At 71.2% G+C, this 18,165-nt stretch carries 15 protein-coding genes; 7 read left to right on the top strand and 8 right to left on the bottom strand.

The window, feature by feature from the left end:
- Positions 1 to 8: 8 nt before the first annotated feature.
- The 3 genes from ACFRMN_RS37165 to ACFRMN_RS37155 all read right to left on the bottom strand — a co-directional run bounded on the left by ACFRMN_RS37165 (position 9) and on the right by ACFRMN_RS37155 (position 4,581).
- Positions 9 to 1,787: a phosphatidylglycerol lysyltransferase domain-containing protein gene (locus tag ACFRMN_RS37165; protein WP_383028574.1), complete on the bottom strand. Its 1,779-nt coding sequence runs from the start codon at positions 1,785 to 1,787 to the stop codon at positions 9 to 11.
- 75 nt (positions 1,788 to 1,862) lie between these two features.
- The gene (gene cobT, locus ACFRMN_RS37160) at positions 1,863 to 2,945 is read right to left on the bottom strand and encodes a nicotinate-nucleotide--dimethylbenzimidazole phosphoribosyltransferase (protein ID WP_383028571.1); all 1,083 of its coding nucleotides are present in this window, start codon (positions 2,943 to 2,945) and stop codon (positions 1,863 to 1,865) included.
- Between the two features lie 427 nt (positions 2,946 to 3,372).
- On the bottom strand, positions 3,373 to 4,581 hold the full coding sequence (locus ACFRMN_RS37155) for a bifunctional adenosylcobinamide kinase/adenosylcobinamide-phosphate guanylyltransferase (protein WP_383028569.1): 1,209 nt from the start codon (positions 4,579 to 4,581) through the stop codon (positions 3,373 to 3,375).
- Between the two features lie 92 nt (positions 4,582 to 4,673).
- On the opposite strand from ACFRMN_RS37155, the gene ACFRMN_RS37150 reads away from it, so the two are divergent.
- Positions 4,674 to 4,883, top strand: coding sequence for a hypothetical protein (locus tag ACFRMN_RS37150; RefSeq protein ID WP_383028566.1), 210 nt, complete (start codon positions 4,674 to 4,676; stop codon positions 4,881 to 4,883).
- Positions 4,884 to 4,946: 63 nt separating this feature from the next.
- Here the strand turns inward: ACFRMN_RS37150 and ACFRMN_RS37145 are convergent, their stop codons facing one another.
- From ACFRMN_RS37145 to ACFRMN_RS37130, 4 genes are all read right to left on the bottom strand, one after another.
- Positions 4,947 to 6,035: a S1C family serine protease gene (locus ACFRMN_RS37145; protein WP_383028564.1), complete on the bottom strand. Its 1,089-nt coding sequence runs from the start codon at positions 6,033 to 6,035 to the stop codon at positions 4,947 to 4,949.
- A gap of 94 nt (positions 6,036 to 6,129) precedes the next feature.
- The gene (locus tag ACFRMN_RS37140) at positions 6,130 to 7,929 is read right to left on the bottom strand and encodes an ABC transporter ATP-binding protein (protein ID WP_383028562.1); all 1,800 of its coding nucleotides are present in this window, start codon (positions 7,927 to 7,929) and stop codon (positions 6,130 to 6,132) included.
- 66 nt (positions 7,930 to 7,995) lie between these two features.
- Entirely contained in the window at positions 7,996 to 8,730 is a 735-nt protein-coding gene (locus ACFRMN_RS37135) for a class I SAM-dependent methyltransferase (protein ID WP_383028598.1), read from the bottom strand.
- 59 nt (positions 8,731 to 8,789) lie between these two features.
- A complete protein-coding gene (locus ACFRMN_RS37130; RefSeq protein WP_129769807.1) occupies positions 8,790 to 9,386 on the bottom strand; it encodes a DUF3043 domain-containing protein in 597 nt (198 codons plus the stop codon).
- 285 nt (positions 9,387 to 9,671) lie between these two features.
- Between ACFRMN_RS37130 and ACFRMN_RS37125 the strand changes: the two genes are divergently transcribed.
- The 5 genes from ACFRMN_RS37125 (at position 9,672) to ACFRMN_RS37105 (ending at position 16,178) form a co-directional block, all read left to right on the top strand.
- Positions 9,672 to 10,439: a PspA/IM30 family protein gene (locus ACFRMN_RS37125; protein WP_129769806.1), complete on the top strand. Its 768-nt coding sequence runs from the start codon at positions 9,672 to 9,674 to the stop codon at positions 10,437 to 10,439.
- 9 nt (positions 10,440 to 10,448) lie between these two features.
- On the top strand, positions 10,449 to 10,730 hold the full coding sequence (locus tag ACFRMN_RS37120; protein WP_383028560.1) for a hypothetical protein: 282 nt from the start codon (positions 10,449 to 10,451) through the stop codon (positions 10,728 to 10,730).
- Between the two features lie 173 nt (positions 10,731 to 10,903).
- Positions 10,904 to 12,136: a sensor histidine kinase gene (locus ACFRMN_RS37115; protein WP_383028596.1), complete on the top strand. Its 1,233-nt coding sequence runs from the start codon at positions 10,904 to 10,906 to the stop codon at positions 12,134 to 12,136.
- Complete coding sequence (locus ACFRMN_RS37110) at positions 12,133 to 12,819, top strand: response regulator (RefSeq protein WP_383028558.1); 687 nt, start codon at positions 12,133 to 12,135, stop codon at positions 12,817 to 12,819. Before ACFRMN_RS37115 ends, ACFRMN_RS37110 begins: the two co-directional genes overlap by 4 nt.
- Positions 12,820 to 13,016: 197 nt before the next feature.
- Positions 13,017 to 16,178: an efflux RND transporter permease subunit gene (locus ACFRMN_RS37105; RefSeq protein ID WP_383028556.1), complete on the top strand. Its 3,162-nt coding sequence runs from the start codon at positions 13,017 to 13,019 to the stop codon at positions 16,176 to 16,178.
- Positions 16,179 to 16,320: 142 nt separating this feature from the next.
- Here ACFRMN_RS37105 and nadA read toward each other — a convergent pair whose 3' ends face one another.
- Positions 16,321 to 17,508 carry a quinolinate synthase NadA gene (gene nadA, locus ACFRMN_RS37100; protein WP_383028554.1) on the bottom strand — a complete coding sequence of 396 codons (1,188 nt, stop codon included), beginning with the start codon at positions 17,506 to 17,508 and terminating at the stop codon, positions 16,321 to 16,323.
- Positions 17,509 to 17,774: 266 nt separating this feature from the next.
- On the opposite strand from nadA, the gene ACFRMN_RS37095 reads away from it, so the two are divergent.
- Positions 17,775 to 18,131, top strand: a complete 357-nt coding sequence (locus ACFRMN_RS37095) for an iron-sulfur cluster assembly accessory protein (protein WP_030355429.1) — start codon at positions 17,775 to 17,777, stop codon at positions 18,129 to 18,131.
- Positions 18,132 to 18,165: the final 34 nt, after the last annotated feature.

Genomic DNA, 18,165 nt, shown 5'->3' with positions numbered 1-18,165 from the left:
CCCGACGGTCAGCGACGCGTCCCCAGCCTCCTGCGATGCAGCCACCCCGGCAGCCCCGGGGCCTCCAGGAAGCCCTCGGCGCGGCCCGCCGCGATACCGATGCGCAGCAGATCGGCGCTCTTCTCGAAGAGCATGAAGCGCGGCTCCCAGATCGGCCGGTACTTGGCGTTGGCGCGGTACAGCGACTCGATCTGCCACCAGCGCGAGAAGAAGCTGAGCAGCGAGCGCCACAGCCGGAGCACAGGGCCCGCGCCCAGCTTCGCGCCCCGCTCGAAGACCGACCGGAACATCGCGAAGTTCAGCGAGACCTGAGTGATCCCGATCTCCCCCGCGCGCCGGAGGAGTTCGATGACCATGAACTCCATCAGTCCGTTCTCGCTGTCCCGGTCACGGCGCATCAGATCGAGCGAGAGCCCCTTGGGCCCCCAGGGCACAAAGCTCAGCACCGCCCTCAGCTCGCCGTTCCCGTCATGGCATTCGAGCATCACGCACCGGCCGTCGCCCGGGTCGCCCAGCCGGCCGAGCGCCATCGAGAAGCCGCGCTCGGTCGCGCCGTCGCGCCAGTCGTCGGCGCGGCGCAGCAGCTCGGCCATCTCGTCGGCGGGAATGTCCTCGTGGCGCCTGACCGTGACCCGGTAGCCGGCCCGCGCGACCCGGTTGTAGGCCTGGCGCACGGTCCGCATGGCCCGCCCCTCCAGGGTGAAGTCGGCGGTCTCGACAAGCGCCTCGTCGCCCAGTTCCAGCGCGTCCAGGCCGTGCCGCGCGTAGATCGTGCCGGCCTCCTCGCTCGCCCCCATCACGGCGGGCAGCCAGCCGTGTTCCCGCGCCTCGGCCAGCCAGGGTTCGATGGCCCCCGGCCATGCCTCCGGGTCACCGATCGGATCGCCGGAGGCGAGCGACACCCCGCCCACCACCCGGTAGGTGATGGCGGCCTTGCCGGTCGGTGACCACATCACGCTCTTCTCACGGCGCAGCGCGAAATAGCCGAGCGAGTCACGCTCCCCGTGCCTGTCCAGAAGCACCCGCAGCCTCGCCTCGTCGTCCCCGGTGATCGGGTCTACGGCGCGGCGCGAGCGGAAGGCCGCGTACAGCACGGCGAGCAGCAGCAGCGTGGACAGGACGTTGATGGTGACATTGACCCAGCCGGGCGTCGCGATCCCCGGGAACCGGGAGCCGTCGGCCATCAGCGAGACGAGCCGCGCCGTGCCGTACCGCCAGCGCTCGGTGAAGGACGAGGGGCCCCCGGCGGTGTTGGTGACGGTGACGAGCAGCGCGGCCAGCAGCGAGGCGGCCAGCAGCCCGCCGACCGCCACGGCCGCCGCCAGCCTCGGGTTGGAGCGGTCGCCCTTCGCGTAGAACTCCCGCCGCCCCAGCAGCAGCGCGCACACGAAGGCGCCGGTCAGCCCCAGCGAGACCCAGTTCTGCGGGTAGCGACTGATCTCCGTGAAGACCATCACGAACGAGAACAGCAGCAGGAAGGAACCGGCGAGAACGAGATTGAGAATCCAGGCGGCGCGCTTGCGGCGGCGCATGGTGATCGCGAGGAAGAGCGTGAAGACACCGGGCGCGAAGCCCGCGGTGAGCAGATACGGGGTGAAGTAGTTGTCGACGTTGTGCCGCCGTAGATCCTGTCCGAGCGAGACCCACACGGCGCTGAGGAAGTTGACGAAGGTGACGGCGCGCAGATACCAGACCGCGAACGCCGCGCCGCGCCGCGAACGCTCGGTGGCCCGGCTCGCCCCGGTCGCCCGGCCCAACGGATAGACAGCCATGCGGACTTCTCCCATAAAACACGATCATATGGGGCATCGTGCTTCACGCAGACTGATACGGCCGCCCGTGGTAGCGACCGCACCGATGCCTCACTCGGTGACGTACTCCGCGGCATCCTCCACAGGCTCCGCCCGCTCCGGCAGCTCCGCCGCGAGAGCGGCCGCGGCCCGGACGAGCGGGAGCGCGAGCAGCGCCCCGGTTCCCTCCCCTACGGTGACGCCCTGGTCCAGCAGCGGGTTGAGCGCCATCCTGTCCAACGCCTTCGCCTGGGCGGGCTCCCCGCTCAACTGCCCCGCGAGCCACCAGTCGGGAGCGCGGAACGCCGCCCGCTGGCCCACCAGCGCGCAGGCCGCCGAGACCACACCGTCCAGGATCACCGGCATCCGCCGTACCGCGCTCTGCAACAGGAACCCGGTCATCGCGGCCAGATCCGCGCCCCCCACCGTCGCCAGCAGCTCCAGCTGATCCCCCAGCACCGGCCGCGCCCGGCGCAGCGCGTCCCGCACCGCCGCGCACTTGCGCATCCACGCCAGATCATCGATCCCGGCGCCGCCGCGCCCGGTCACCACGGACGCGTCCGTACCGCACAGCGCGGCGATCAGGGTGGCCGCGGGCGTCGTACCGCCGACGCTCAGATCGCCCAGTACGACGAGATCCGTGCCCGAGTCCGCCTCCTCGTCCGCGATCGCCATGCCCAGCCGTACGGCCCGCTCGGCCTCCTCGACGGTCAGCGCGTCCTCGATGTCGATCCGCCCGCTGCCGCGCCGCACCCGGTGCCGTACGACCTCGTCGGGCAGCAGCGCCGGATCGCAGTCGAGCCCGGCGTCCACGATCCGCACCGGCACCTCCGCCAGCCGGGCCAGCACGGCGACGGGGCTCTCGCCCTCCAGCACCGCGCGTACCAGCGACCGCGCGCTGCCGGCGGGCCGCCCCGAGACATCGAGCGCGGCGACGCCGTGATCGCCGGCGAACAGCACGACGCGGGGCTGCCGGACGGCCTTGACCGGTACGGACCCCTGCGCGGCGGAAAGCCACTCACCGAGCTCGTCCAGGCGCCCCAGCGCCCCGCTCGGCACGGCCAGCCGCTCCCGCCGTTCCTCGGCGTCCCGCCGGGTACCGCTGTCGGGGCGCTCGATCAGATCGGAGAAGTCATCGAGATTAAGCGAGCTCATTTCGCCGAGAGTACCGTCCGCCCCGGGGGCAGTTAGGGGGGCGTTCCTCTTTGGCCGGGGCCGCTGGGTACGAACCGTCCCGCACTCACCCCCGACCCCCAGCCGGACGGCGAATGGCCGGGGCCACCGGCCCGCACCCACCCCCCCGACCCCCAGCCAGGGTGGCGAATGGCCGGGACCGCCGGGGGGAGGGGGTCGGGGTCGGAGGAGGTGCGTGTCCGGACGTAAAGCGTCGCAGCACGCGCGAAGCGCGGTGAGGAAAGCAGTCCGGACACGGACCTCCGCAGGCCCCGGCCCCCGGCACCAGCCGCACGCACCCGCACCCCCGCTGGACGGCGCACCCGCACCACGACGCACGCACCCGCACCCGCACCCCCGCCGGAGGCGCACCGCACCCAACCCCCGCCGGACCGCGCACCGCCCGCGCTCAGCGCAGCGTCACCGCCTGGCCCGCCACCACCAGCAGCACATGCTCACACTCCCCCGCCACCCCCGCGTTCAGCCTCCCCAGCTCATCCCGGAACCGTCTCCCCGACACCGTCCCCGGCACCACCCCCGACCCCACCTCGTTCGTCACCGCCACCACCGTGCGCCGCGTCGCCCGCACCGCCGCCACCAGCGCCCCCGTCCGCCCCCGCAGCGCCTTCTCGCCCCCCGCCGCCCATGCCGCGTCGTCCCACGCGTTCACCCGGTCCATCGCGTCCGTCAGCCACAGCGACAGGCAGTCGATCAGCAGCGGCGGCCCCTGCGCCGCGAGCAGCGGTACGAGATCGCAGGTCTCCTCCGTGCGCCAGGACCCCGGCCGGCGATCACGGTGCGCGCGGACCCTGGCGTCCCACTCCGGGTCGCCCTCGCGGCCGCCGCCGGTGGCCACGTACAGCACCCCGGGAAACGCCGCGAGCCGCCGCTCCGCCTCCAGGGACTTGCCCGAGCGCGCCCCGCCCGTCACCAGCGTGCGCCGGGGCACCTGGGGCACGGGGTGGTACGCGCCGACCGTCAGCGTCGTTCCGTCCGGTACGGCCCGCGCGCCCGCCGCCGCCAGCCGCCGGTCCAGCTCGGGGCCCGGTGGCACATCGTGGTCGAGATGGACGGCGACGACATCGGTGTCGGGCCCGATCGCGCCGGCCGCCCGCAGCCGCGCCACCGCGTCGGGCCGCCCCACCACGTCGGCGGCGACCATGTCGTACGGGGCCGCGGCCCGGCCGTTCTCGGGTGAGAGACCCGCGGGCGCCCCGCCCGGCGGCAGATACAGCAGCCGCTCGCCGCCGGACGCCGTCACCTCGTACCCCGTACCCGGCGCGTCCATCGGCACCGCCCGTATCCGGTGTCCGCCGAGCAGCGTCAGTACCCGGCCGTCCGCCACCCGGCCCGCCGCGGGCAGTCCGGCGGGCAGCTCCACCGCGGGGCCGTCGTGCGGGTGGCTGAGCAGGACCTGCCGTACGCCCGCGAGGGAGTGCCCGGCGCGGGCCGCGGCGAGCGCCGCTCCCGGGGTGAGGTCGAGCAGCAGGACGCCGTCCACCAGCAGGGCGGTCGCGGCGCGGGCGCGCTCGCCGCGGGCGCTCGCGCAGGCGGCGCAGGGGCAGTCGGGGCGGGGGAGTCCGGCGGGGGCTCCGGTGCCGAGCAGAGTCAGTTCCACGGGGCGATCCTCCCGTGTCACCGCTCACGGTGCGCGCCCGGCTACGCTGCGGGCAGGATATTGATCAGTTCCGCGGGACCCGGGAGGCGCACATGGCGTGGATGTGGCGGTTCGAGAAGGCCGACGGGACGGAGGTCGCGCCGGCGGTGGAGCCGGAGGAGTTCACGACGCAGGGGGACGCCGAGTCATGGGTCGGCGAGGCGTGGAAGGAGCTTCTCGACGGAGGCGCGGACCAGGTCTCGCTGTTCGAGGACGGCGCCAAGATCTACGGTCCGATGAGCCTGCGGGCCGACGAGAGCTGACCGTACGCGTGCGAGTGCCCGCGGAGCGGTCCGCGGGCGCCCGGCACTCCATGGCGCCCGGCACTACATCTCGCCGAGCGTGACCTCCGCGGTCTTCGTCGCGCCGCTCCGCGTGAAGGTCACCTTGATCTTCTGTCCCGGCTTGTGGGAGGCGAGTTCCTCGGACAGCGAGAGGATCGTCGTGACGGGGGTGCCGTCGATCTTGGTGATGACGTCCCCGGGCCTGATCCCCGCCTTGGCCGCCGCGCCGCCCCTCGGGGCCGTGACGACCGCGACGCCGATCGGCTGGAATTCGGGGCCGAGTACGGTACGGCCGCTGATGCCCAGGGCCGCCCGGCCCGAGTCGATGACCCGGCCGTTCTTGATGATCTGGTCGGCGATCGTCTTCACCAGCGACGCCGGGATCGCGAAGCCGATCCCGGGCGCGGCGCTGTTGCCCAGCTCCTGATCGATCGCGGCCAGCGTCGGGATGCCGATCACCTCGCTGTTCAGATTGACCAGCGCGCCCCCGCTGTTGCCCGGGTTGATCGCGGCCGACGTCTGCACCATGTTGGCGATGGTGGCGCCCGTACCGCCGCCCGACGAGCCCTCGCTGACGGTCCGTCCGACCGCCGAGACGATGCCCTGGGTGACGCTGCCCGACAGCCCCAGCGGTGACCCCATGGCCAGCACGATCTGACCGACCGCGACCGCCGAGGTCTCGCCGAACTTGGCGGCCTTCAGCCCGGTCGGGATCCTGTCGAGCTTGATGACGGCCAGATCCTGCTGGGGGAAGCTGGAGACGAGCTTGGCCGCGAGGGGCTGCTCGCTGTTGGCCAGGGTGACCGAGAAAGTCCGCTGTTTGCCGACGACATGGGCGTTGGTGACGATGTGGCCCTGTCCGTCGTAGACGACGCCCGACCCCAGGCTGTCCCCGGACTGGATCTGGACGACCGAGGGCAGCACATTCCTGATCGCCGTCTCGTAGGCGGTCTGCAGATCGTTGCCGGCGCGCCGCATGGCCGCCGCCTGGGTCGTGGTGTCGGGGTTCGACATACGGGAGCCCGGGGTGCCGGGGCCGGCGCAGCCGCCGGCCAGCGCCGCCACGCAGATCGCGGCGGTCAGAGGCAGCAGCGGCCGGCGGGCGCGACGGCGGTGAAGGGAAACATCCATGCCCGGAGTATCCCGTTTGTCCTATCGGTGTGGCCTGCGGTGCACCGCCGATCAGGGGGCGCGGCCCCGGTCGGCGGAGACACCGTCGCGCTACTCAGCGTGCCGCCGTCAGGAACTGGGTGGCCGCCAGCTCCCCGTACAGCGGATCGTTCGCCACCAGCTCGTCGTGCGTGCCCACCGCCCGCACCTTGCCCGCGTCCATCACCACGATGCGGTCCGCGAGCGTCACGGTCGACAGCCGGTGCGCCACCACCAGCACCGTCACCTCCCGGGCCGCCTCCGCCACCGCGTCCCGCAGCGCCAGCTCGTTGACCGCGTCCAGCTGGGACGTCGCTTCGTCCAGGAGCAGCAGCCGGGGCCGGCGCAGCAGCGCCCGCGCGATCGCCACCCGCTGGCGCTCACCGCCCGACAGTTTGGAGCCGCGATGCCCGACCAGCGTCTCCAGACCGTCCGGCAGCCGCTCCACGAGCCCGTCCAGCCTGGCCCGTACGAGCACTTCCCGGATCCGCTCGTCGGTGGCGTCGGGGGCGGCGAAGACCAGATTCTCCCGCAGCGTCCCGGCCAGCACCGGCGCGTCCTGCTCGACATAGCCGATCGCGGCGCGCAGCTCGGGGAGCGGCCAGTCGTGTACGTCCCTGCCGTCGACCAGGACCCGGCCGCCAGTGGCCTCGTAGAACCGTTCGATCAGCCCGAAGACGGTCGTCTTGCCCGCGCCCGAGGGGCCGACGAAGGCCGTCATCCCGGGGCCGGGGATCTCGAAGGAGACACCGTGATGGACGTACGGAAGCTCTTCGCGGTACCGGAAGGTGACGTCCTCGAAGACCACGGTGGCCGGGCCACCGCCGTGCGGCCCGGCGGTCCCCGGCTTTCCGGCGGCCGGCTCCAGGACCTCCGTCTCCAGCCGCTCCGCCTCCGCGATCCTGGCGACGGCCGCCGATCCCACCTGGTACTGCGTCACCGCTTGCACCAGCTTCGACACCGGATCCATCAGATAGAACAGGAACAGCAGAAACGCGATCAGCGTCGAGATGGAGATGGCCCCCGAGGCCACCCGCGCCCCGCCGATCCCCAGCACCGCCAGGAACGACACCTGTACGGCCAGTCCGACCGAGGACCCGGCCAGCGACTGCCACTTCGCGGCCCGCACGCCGTGCCGCCACGCCTCCTTGGCCGCCGCCTCCACCACGGCGGTCTCGCGCTCCTCCGCGCCCGACGCCTTGAGCGTACGGAAGGCGCCGAAGGCCCGCTCCAGCACGGTGGATATATGGCCGACGGCCTCCTGCGACCGTCGCGTAGCCCGCGAGATCCTGGGCATGACCAGCGCCACGGCGGCGCCGATCACCACGATCACCCCCAGCGTCACACCGAGCAGCACCACGTCCATCACGCCCATCAGCACGATGGTCGCCAGGAACGCGAGCCCGCCGGTGCCCGCCGAGACGATCGACTGGGTCGTCACCGCGCGCAGCAGGGTGGTGTCCGAGGTGACCCGGGACATCAGATCGCCCGGCTGCGTCCGCTCCACCTCGGGCAGCCGCAGCCGCAGCAGCCGCCCGATCAGGGTGCGGCGGGCGGCGAGGACGACGGACTCGGCGGTCCGCTCCAGGAGGTACGAGGCCAGCGCCTCGATCGCCGTACCGAACACCACCAGCCCCGTGAGCACCAGCAGGATGCCGGTGATCGAACCGTCCTCGCCCAGCCGTTCGACCAGGGCCTTGGCGGCGAGGGGCTGGGCCAGTCCGCTCGCCGCGCCGATCAGCGCCAGGAACGCGCCGAGGGCCACGATCCGGCGATGCGGCCGGAAGTGCCGGTACAGGGCCCGCCAGGTCTCCCCGGCGGAGAGCCGGGCCGTCTCGGGTGCGCCGGCTCTGCCGCCGCTCTCTATGCTGCTCACGACCGTGAGGACGCGTCCGGGGGCCACTCACCTGACTGATTCCCCGGCCGGGTCATGTCCCGGAGCTCAGCCGCGCACGCCGCACAGATGCAGCAGCGCGGCGACCCTGCGGTACGGCTCGGTGCGCCCCGCCCGGTCCTCCAGGGCCAGCAGCCGCTCCAGCTCGTCCCCGGCGGGCGGTTCCGCGTCCCCGGCCGCGCCGTCCGTGAAGACGCGTACGCCGTACCAGGCGTGCAGCGGCGCGGCGATCCCCGCCAGCGTGGCGGTGAGCGCGTCCAGCCGGTCCGCGCGTACCCGCAGCCCCAGCCGGTTGACCTGGGTGTCCGTGTCGAAGGAGGCCAGCGCCCCCGCCCAGTCCCCGGCCAGACCGGGCCGCAGGGCAAGGGTGTCCCCGTTGCGTACGAGCAGCGACAGCAGGCCGCCAGGCGCCACCATCCTGGCCAGCCCCGCGAGCAGCGCGTCCCGCTCGTCGGCGTACATCAGCACTCCGTGGCAGAGGACCACGTCGAAGCTGCCGGGCAGGAAGTGCACCCCGGTCTCCAGGCCTTCGCCCTCGATCAGCCTGACCCGCTCACGTATGCCCGCCGGCTCGTCGGCCAGCGTCGTGCGCGCCGCGGCGAGCAGCGCGGCGTCCGACTCAAGACCGGTGACCGTGTGTCCGGCGCGCGCCAGGCGCAGGGCCTGGGTGCCCTGTCCCATGCCGACGTCCAGGACGCGTAGCCGCCGCCCCACCGGGAAGCGGCCGGCGATCTGCTCGTCGAGCTGGCGCGCGACGAGTTCCCGCCGGACGACATGGCGCAGCGCGCCATGGGTGGCCGGCCGGTCGGCCGGGCCTTCCGCGTCGCCGGAGACGCCCGTGCTCAGGGCCGCTCTCCGCGCTTGACCTGCGGCTTCGGCAGCCGCAGTCGGCGCATCTGGAGCGTACGCATCAGGCCGTAGGCCACCGCCCCGCGCTTCGGGGTGTCCGGGAAGCGCTCGGCGAGCTGCTTCTTCAGCCGGAACCAGAGCCCGATCGAGTCGATGACGATCAGCACGATCACACCGAGCCACAGCAGCAGCGCGATGTTCTGGAGGGCGCCGACCCTGACCATGCTCAGCACCAGGATCACCACCGCGAGCGGCAGGAAGAACTCGGCCATGCAGAAGCGTGAGTCGACGAAGTCACGGACGAAGCGGCGTACCGGCCCCTTGTCACGGGCGGGCAGATAGCGCTCGTCACCACTCGCCAGCGCCTCGCGCTGCTTCGCCAGATCCGCGCGGCGTGCCTCGCGCTGGCGCTTCATGGCCGTCTTGCGGTCGGTCGGCGTCGTGGAGGCGCGACGTCGCTGCGTCTGCGCCTCACTGCGCTTGGGAGTCGGGCGGCCCTTGGGGGCCTGCGGGTCGCGGGGCTGCGTGGAGAGGCCCGGTGTCACCTGGGTGGCGGGGGCCTTCTCTTCCTTGGAACGGCTTCGGAACACAAAGCCCAAGGGTACGGGGTGTCGTGGTTGGACCCCACCCCCGCGGGGAACGATCCCGCAACAGCGAGCGTCTGTATGTGGACAGAGGGGGACTTTGTCTCCCCTGTCCCCGACGACCGTCTACTCCTTGCGCCTGACCGGGCGGCGGAGCAGTCGTCCTTGGGGAGGAGCGCATCCGTGCTCGAACAGTGCGGTAATAGAGGCAGGGCCCGTACTGTGGGTTCTGTTGGAGTGCTGGAGCTGTAGTCCGTCAGAAGGGGGCGCGCGAAGCCCATGAGCGGTGTCATGAAGCGTATGGGGATGATCTTCCGCGCGAAAGCCAACAAGGCCCTTGACCGGGCCGAGGATCCGCGCGAGACCCTTGACTACTCGTACCAGAAGCAGCTTGAGCTGCTGCAGAAGGTACGCCGCGGGGTCGCCGATGTGGCGACGTCCCGCAAGCGGCTGGAGTTGCAGCTGAACCAGCTGCAGGGCCAGTCGTCGAAGCTGGAGGACCAGGGCCGCAAGGCGCTGGCGCTCGGCCGGGAGGACCTGGCGCGCGAGGCGCTTTCCCGCCGTGCCTCGCTCCAGCAGCAGGTCACCGACCTGGAGACGCAGCACCAGACGCTGCAGGGCGAGGAGGAGAAGCTCACGCTCGCCGCGCAGCGCCTCCAGGCCAAGGTCGATGCCTTCCGTACGAAGAAGGAGACCATCAAGGCCACCTACACCGCGGCACAGGCGCAGACCCGGATCGGGGAGGCCTTCTCGGGCATCTCCGAGGAGATGGGCGACGTCGGTATGGCGATCCAGCGCGCGGAGGACAAGACCGCGCAGCTTCAGGCGCGCGCCGGCGCGATCGACGAGCTGCTGGCCTCCGGCGCCCTGGACGACCAGTCCGGGATGGCGAAGGACGACATCGCGGCCGAGCTGGACCGGATCTCCGGAGGTACGGACGTCGAGCTGGAGCTCCAGCGCATGAAGGCGGAGCTCGCGGGCGGCTCGGCCCCGAAGCAGGCGATCGAGGGCGGCACCCAGGACGCCCCGCCGACCTCGAACAAATTCGACAAGCAGTAGGGATTCGTCATGATCGTACGGATCATGGGGGAGGGCCAGGTGAAGCTGGCGGACAGCCACTTCACCGAACTCGACACGCTGGACGACGAGCTGCTGGCCGAGATCAGGAACGGCGACCGGGACGGCTTCCGCCGTACGTTCCACGCCCTTCTGGCCAAGGTGCGCGAGCTCGGCGAGCCGCTGCCCGACGACTCCCTGGAGCCGTCCGAACTGATCCTGCCCGCTCCTGGCGCGACCCTGGAAGAGGTCCGCGAGATGCTGAACGACGACGGCCTGATCCCTTCGGCCTGACCGGCTTCTCCCGCACTCCAGCACTCCCCGCGTGCCCCGCGTCCCCGGCTCCGTCCGGCGGCGCGGGGCACGCGTATGCGTGGCCCCCGCATCCGGGGTACGGCACCCACGCGTGTGGGCGCCGCCACCCGTACCCCGTACCGTTGCCGCGTGACCCCTTCCGGATGCCCGACGTGACTCCCCTCGGAACCGCGCTCACCCGTGCGCGGAGCTGGGTGCGCGCGCATCGGCTCGTGTCCGACGGAGCGCTGGCCGCGGCGGTCCTCGCCGGCATGCTGCTCGGATCGTTCGCCCGGGCGCACGACGGCCCCGGCGGCCCGATCCTCGGGACCAGCAGCCCGAGCCCGCTCGGCGTCCTGCTCATGGTGCTCGCCGGGGGAGCTCTCGTCTTCCGCCGCCGCGCGCCCATGCCCGTACTGCTGTGCACCGGCGGACTGACCCTCGTCGATCTCTTCACCGGCCATCCGCCCGTGACCGTGGTGTTCAGCGCCGTCATCGCGCTCTACAACGTCGGTGCCCACACCGACCGGCCCACCACCTGGCGGGTCGGCCTCGCGACCATGGCCGTGCTCACCGCCGTCGCGATGTGGCTGAGTCCCGACCCCTGGTACTCCCAGCAGAATCTGTCGATATTCGCCTGGACCGGCATGGCGAGCGCCGCGGGAGACGCCGTACGCAGCCGCCGCGGCTTCATCGACGCCATCCGCGAACGCGCGGAACGCGCCGAACGCACCCGGGAGGAGGAGGCGCGCCGCCGGGTCGCCGAGGAGCGGCTGCGCATCGCCCGCGATCTGCACGATGTGGTCGCCCACCACATCGCCCTGGTCAATGTGCAGGCCGGTGTCGCCTCGCACGTCATGGACAAGCGCCCCGACCAGGCCAAGGAAGCCCTCGCCCATGTACGGGAGGCCAGCCGCTCCGCGCTCAACGAACTGCGCGCCACCGTCGGGCTGCTGCGCCAGTCCGGCGACCCGGAGGCCCCCACCGAACCGGCCCCCGGCCTCGCCCATATCGACGGACTCCTCGACACCTTCCGCAACGCGGGCCTGCCCGTGGAGTTCGCGGCGGACGGGGCGGGCGACGCGGGGAACCGCCTTCCCGCCGCCGTCGACCTCGCCGCGTACCGGATCATCCAGGAGGCCCTGACCAACGTACGGAAGCACGCCGGGCAGGCGGCGAAGGCCGAGGTCAGCGTTGTACGCGTAGGCGCCGCCGTCGAGATCACCGTGCTGGACGACGGCCGGGGCACGGGCGAGCCCGCGGACGGCGGCGGCCACGGCCTCATCGGCATGCGCGAGCGCGTCACCGCCCTCGGCGGCAGCCTCAGCGCGGGGCCCCGCTACGGCGGCGGCTTCCGTACCCAGGCGATACTGCCGGTCAAGAACCGCACGGGGGAGAACGCATGACGATCCGGGTCCTGCTCGCCGACGATCAGACGCTGCTGCGCAGCGCGTTCCGGGTACTGGTGGACTCCGAGCCGGACATGGAGGTCGTCGGGGAGGCCGCCGACGGCGCGCAGGCCGTGGCCCTCGCCCGCTCCACCCGGCCCGACGTCGTCCTGATGGACATCAGGATGCCCGGCACGGACGGTCTCGCCGCCACCCGCATGATCAGCGCGGATCCGGACCTCGCCATGGTGCGTATCGTCATGCTGACCACCTTCGAGGTCGACGAGTACGTGGTGCAGTCGCTGCGCGCCGGAGCCTCCGGCTTCCTCGGCAAGGGCGCGGAGCCGGAGGAACTGCTCAACGCCATCCGGATCGCGGCGGCCGGCGAGGCGCTGCTGTCGCCCGTCGCGACGAAGGGCCTCATCGCCACCTTCCTCGCGCAGGGCGCGGCTTCGGGCGAGGGCCCGGAGCCGGCGGTCAGTTCCGAGCGGCTGGACGCGCTCACGGGGCGCGAGCGCGAGGTGCTGGTGCTGGTCGCGGGTGGCCACTCCAATGACGAGATCGCGGAGCGCCTTCAGGTCAGTCCGTTGACGGTCAAGACCCATGTGAACCGCGCGATGGCAAAACTCGGGGCTCGTGACAGGGCCCAATTGGTAGTAATCGCCTACGAATCGGGCCTGGTACGTCCAAGGGTGGAGTAGCACACCTCTCGCACGTACTCCAGACGCGGTACGCGCCGGATAAGGAAACTCGACCTGGGGTCTACGCGCCGGCCCCCATCGATGGCCGATCGTATAGAGGGGCCGTTGTGCCCATCCGCTGGAGGCGCCGCAGCGCCTCTCCACGGCCGAGCCGCCGCGTCCACCTGCCGCGTTTCACCACAGAAGAGAGACACCCAATGTCCTGGCTGTCAAGATTCAGCCTCGCGCAACGGGCCCTGATAGGGCTGATGTCGATCATCGCGATCGTCTTCGGAGCCATCGCGATACCGCAGCTCAAGCAGCAGCTCCTGCCCACCATCGAACTCCCCATGGTGTCGGTGATCGCCCCCTACCAGGGCGCCTCTCCCGATGTGGTCGAGAAGCAGGTCGTCGAACCGCTGGAAAACTCCATCAAGACGGTCGACGGCATCAGCGGCGTCACCTCCACGGCCAGCGAGGGCAGCGCCCTCGTCATGGCCAGCTTCGACTTCGGGGACGCGGACACCAAGCAGCTCGTCGCCGATGTGCAGCAGGCCGTCAACCGCGCGCGCTCCCAGCTCCCCACCGATGTCGACCCGCAGGTCGTGGCCGGCTCGACGGACGACATCCCGACCGTCGTCCTCGCCGTCACCTCCGACAAGGACCAGCAGGCGCTGGCCGATCAGCTGGACCGTACGGTCGTCCCCGCCCTGGAGGACATCTCCGGCGTCGGCCAGGTCACCGTCGACGGTGTCCGCGACCTCCAGGTCGCCGTCACCCCCGACGACAAGAAGCTCGCCGCGGCGGGTCTCAACACCATGGCGCTCTCCGAGGCGCTCAAGGCCGGTGGCGCCACCTTCCCCGCCGGTTCGTTCTCCGAGGACGGCAAGAGCCGTACGGTCCAGGTCGGCGGCGGATTCACCTCGCTGAAGCAGATCGAGGACCTGCGGGTAGTGCCCCAGGCACCCGCGGGCGGCTCGGCAGGCGGCTCCGCGGCAACGCCCGTACGCGTCGGTGACATCGCCTCCGTCGAGCAGAAGCCGGCCGCCGCGACCTCGCTGACCCGTACGAACGGCAAGCCCAGCCTCGCCGTCTCGGCCACCATGGACAAGGACGGCAGCGCCGTCGCCATCTCGGACGCGGTCAAGGACAAGCTGCCCGACCTCCGCAAGGACCTCGGCTCCGGCGCCACCCTCACCGTCGTCAGCGACCAGGGCCCGGCCGTCTCCAAGTCGATCTCGGGACTGACCACCGAGGGCGCGCTCGGCCTGGTCTTCGCCGTCGTCGTGATCCTGGTCTTCCTGGCCTCGATCCGCTCCACCATCGTCACCGCCGTCTCCATCCCGCTCTCCGTCGTCCTGGCGCTGATCGTGCTGTGGACGCGTGACCTGTCGCTCAACATGCTCACCCTCGGCGCGCTGACCATCGCGATCGGCCGGGTGGTCGACGACTCGATCGTCGTCCTGGAGAACATCAAGCGGCACCTGGGCTACGGCGAGGAGCGCGAGAGCGCCATCCTCACCGCCGTCAAGGAGGTCGCGGGAGCGGTCACCGCCTCCACCCTCACCACCGTCGCGGTGTTCCTGCCGATCGGTCTGGCCGGCGGCATGGTCGGCGAGCTGTTCGGCTCGTTCTCGCTGACGGTCACGGCGGCGCTGCTCGCCTCCCTGCTCGTCTCGCTGACCGTCGTACCGGTGCTCTCGTACTGGTTCCTGCGCCCGCCGAAGGGCGCCCTCGGGATCAGCCCCGACGAGGCCCGCCGCCAGGCCGAGGAGAAGGAGGGCCGCAGCAGGCTCCAGCGGCTGTACGTACCGGTCCTGCGCTTCGCGACCCGCCGCCGCATCACCAGCGTCGTCATCGCGATCGTCGTCCTGCTCGGTACGTTCGGCATGGCGCCGCTGCTCAAGACCAACTTCTTCGACCAGGGCGAGCAGGAAGTCCTCTCCATCAAGCAGGAGCTGACCCCGGGCACCAGCCTGGAGTCGGCCGACGCCTCCGCGAAGAAGGTCGAGAAGGTCCTCTCCGGCATCGAGGAGATCAAGGACTACCAGGTCACCGTCGGCTCCTCCGGCTTCTTGGCGGCCTTCGGCGGCGGTTCGGGCGCCAACCAGGCGACGTACCAGGTGACCCTGAAGGACTCCGCGTCGTACGAGAAGACGCAGGACCGCATCGAGAAGGAACTGGCCGGGCTCGACGGCGTCGGCGAGACGACGATCGGCGCGGGCGACGGCTTCGGCAGCCAGGACCTGAGCGTCGTGGTCAAGGCATCCGAGGCGGACACCCTCCGCAAGGCCGCGGACCAGGTCCAGGCCGCCGTCGCGAAGCTCGACGACGTCACCGACGTACAGAGCGACCTGTCGCAGTCCGTCCCGCGCATCTCGGTCAAGGCCAACGCCAAGGCGGCGGAGGCCGGGTTCAACGACACCACGCTCGGTCTCGCCGTCGGCCAGGCGGTACGCGGCACCACCTCCGGCAAGGCGATCCTCGGTGACACCGAGCGCGATGTCGTCGTCACCTCGGCCAAGCCGGCCAAGACGATCGCCGAGCTGAAGAACCTGCCCCTGGGCCCGGTGAAGCTCGGTCAGATCGCGGACGTGAAGCTGGTCCCCGGTCCGGTCTCGATGACCCGGATCGACGGCTCGCGGGCCGCGACGATCACGGCACGGCCGACCGGTGACAACACCGGCGCGGTCAGCGCCTCGCTCCAGTCGAAGATCGACGCCCTGGATCTGCCGGAGGGCGCGACCGCGTCCATCGGCGGTGTCTCCGCGGACCAGGACGACGCCTTCGGACAGCTGGCCCTCGCCATGCTGGCGGCCATCGCGATCGTCTTCATGCTCCTGGTCGCGACCTTCCGCTCGCTGATCCAGCCACTGATCCTGCTGGTCTCCGTCCCCTTCGCGGCCACCGGCGCGATCGGCCTGCTGGTCCTGACCGGCACGCCGATGGGCGTCCCCGCGATGATCGGCATGCTGATGCTGATCGGCATCGTGGTGACCAACGCGATCGTGCTGATCGACCTGATCAACCAGTACCGGTCGCAGGGCCTGGGCGTGGTGGAAGCGGTCATCGAGGGTGGCCGTCACCGGCTCCGCCCGATCCTGATGACGGCCCTGGCGACGATCTTCGCGCTGCTTCCGATGGCGCTGGGGATCACCGGCGAGGGCGGCTTCATCGCCCAGCCGCTGGCGGTCGTGGTGATCGGCGGTCTGGTGACATCGACGCTGCTGACGCTGCTGCTCGTGCCGACGCTGTACGCGATGGTGGAGCTGCGGAAGGAACGCCGCGCGAAGAAGAAGGCGGCGAAGCGGGGGACCAAGGGGGACAACGAGACCCCGGTCTCCGAGTCGCCGCGCGAGCCGGAACCGGTGAACGTCTGAGGTATCTCGTGAGGTAACGAAGGTGCCCCGGGGCGGCGATGATCGTGTCGCTGCTCCGGGGCACCCGCACCCGCACCCGCGGCGCACGCCGCCGCCCCCGCGAGCAGAGGGACGCCCCGGGCACAGGCGGGCGGAGCGGGGCCTACGGCAGTGCCAGCATCCGTTCCAGCGCCAGCTGCGCGAAGTCCGCCGTCTCCTTGTCGACCTGGATGCGGTTGACCTCGTTGCCCTCGGCCAGGGACTCCAGCGTCCACACCAGATGCGGCAGATCGATCCGGTTCATCGTGGAGCAGAAGCAGACCGTACGGTCGAGGAAGACGATCTCCTTGTCCTCGGAGGCGAAACGGTTCGCCAGCCGCTGTACGAGATTCAGCTCCGTACCGATCGCCCACTTCGAGCCGGCCGGGGCCGCCTCCAGCGCCTTGATGATGTACTCCGTCGAGCCGACGTAGTCCGCCGCCGCCACGACCTCGTGCCTGCACTCCGGGTGCACCAGCACGTTCACGCCCGGGATCCGCTCCCGTACATCACGGACGGAGTCCAGCGAGAAGCGCCCGTGCACCGAGCAGTGGCCGCGCCACAGGATCATCTTCGCGTCGCGCAGCTCCTGTTCGGTGAGGCCGCCGTTCGGCTTGTGCGGGTTGTACAGGACGCAGTCCTCCAGCGACATCCCCAGATCCCGCACCGCGGTGTTGCGCCCCAGGTGCTGGTCGGGCAGGAAGAGGACCTTGTCGCCCTGCTCGAAGGCCCAGTTCAGCGCGCGCTCGGCGTTGGAGGACGTACAGATCGTGCCGCCGTGCTTGCCGGTGAAGGCCTTGATGTCGGCCGAGGAGTTCATGTACGAGACGGGGACGACCCGCTCGGCTATGCCGGCCTCGGTCAGTACGTCCCAGCACTCCGCGACCTGCTCGGCGGTGGCCATGTCGGCCATGGAGCAGCCCGCGGCCAGGTCGGGCAGGACGACCTTCTGTTCGTCGCCGGTCAGAATGTCCGCGGACTCCGCCATGAAGTGCACGCCGCAGAAGACGATGTACTCGGCGTCGGGCCGCGCCGCCGCGTCCCTGGCCAGCTTGAAGGAGTCGCCGGTGACATCCGCGAACTGGATGACCTCGTCACGCTGGTAGTGGTGGCCGAGGACGAAGACCTTGTCCCCGAGCTTCTCCTTCGCCGCGCGGGCGCGCTCCACCAGGTCCGGGTCGGACGGGGAGGGCAGGTCGCCCGGACACTCCACGCCCCGCTCGCTGCGCGGGTCGGCCTCGCGGCCGAGCAGCAGCAGGGCGAGGGGCGTCGGCTGGACGGCGAGATCCTGACGGGGTTGGGCGGTGGTCACGTCACGCACCCTTTCTTCTCTGCAGACGAGCCTTTTCGTCTAATTGACACTATCTATGATAACCGGTTCACGTCACTTTGACGATGCCGATAGCGTCGATGTGACGCATTCCCGGGCGGGGGCCCCGAGGAGCCACCGGCTGCCGCATCGCGAGCCGGTGTGCGAGCATGAAGGAGGGAAAGACACGCGCCAGGGCCCGGAATGAATCCGCGGCCGAGCCGGTTGCACTGTCGGCAAGCAGTCCGTACAACCCGGGAGAGAAGCAGATGTCCGTATCGGACGAGACCACCACCGTGAGCGACGGCATCCTCCTGTCCGACGCCGCCGCGGGCAAGGTCAAGGCCCTGCTGGACCAGGAAGGCCGGGACGACCTCGCGCTGCGCGTCGCCGTACAGCCCGGTGGCTGCTCCGGCCTGCGCTACCAGCTGTTCTTCGACGAGCGCTCGCTCGACGGCGATGTCGTCAAGGACTTCGGTGGCGTCAAGGTCGTCACCGACCGGATGAGCGCCCCGTACCTGGGTGGCGCCTCCATCGACTTCGTCGACACCATCGAGAAGCAGGGCTTCACGATCGACAACCCGAACGCGACGGGCTCCTGCGCCTGCGGGGACTCCTTCAGCTAGTCCCTGTCCGACTGAAAGGCGGCGGCCCCGGAAC

The sequence above is a fragment of the Streptomyces sp. NPDC056835 genome, from assembly GCF_042789485.1.
Taxonomy (GTDB): Bacteria; Actinomycetota; Actinomycetes; order Streptomycetales; family Streptomycetaceae; genus Streptomyces.
This window is presented reverse-complemented; position numbering and strand designations above follow the sequence as displayed.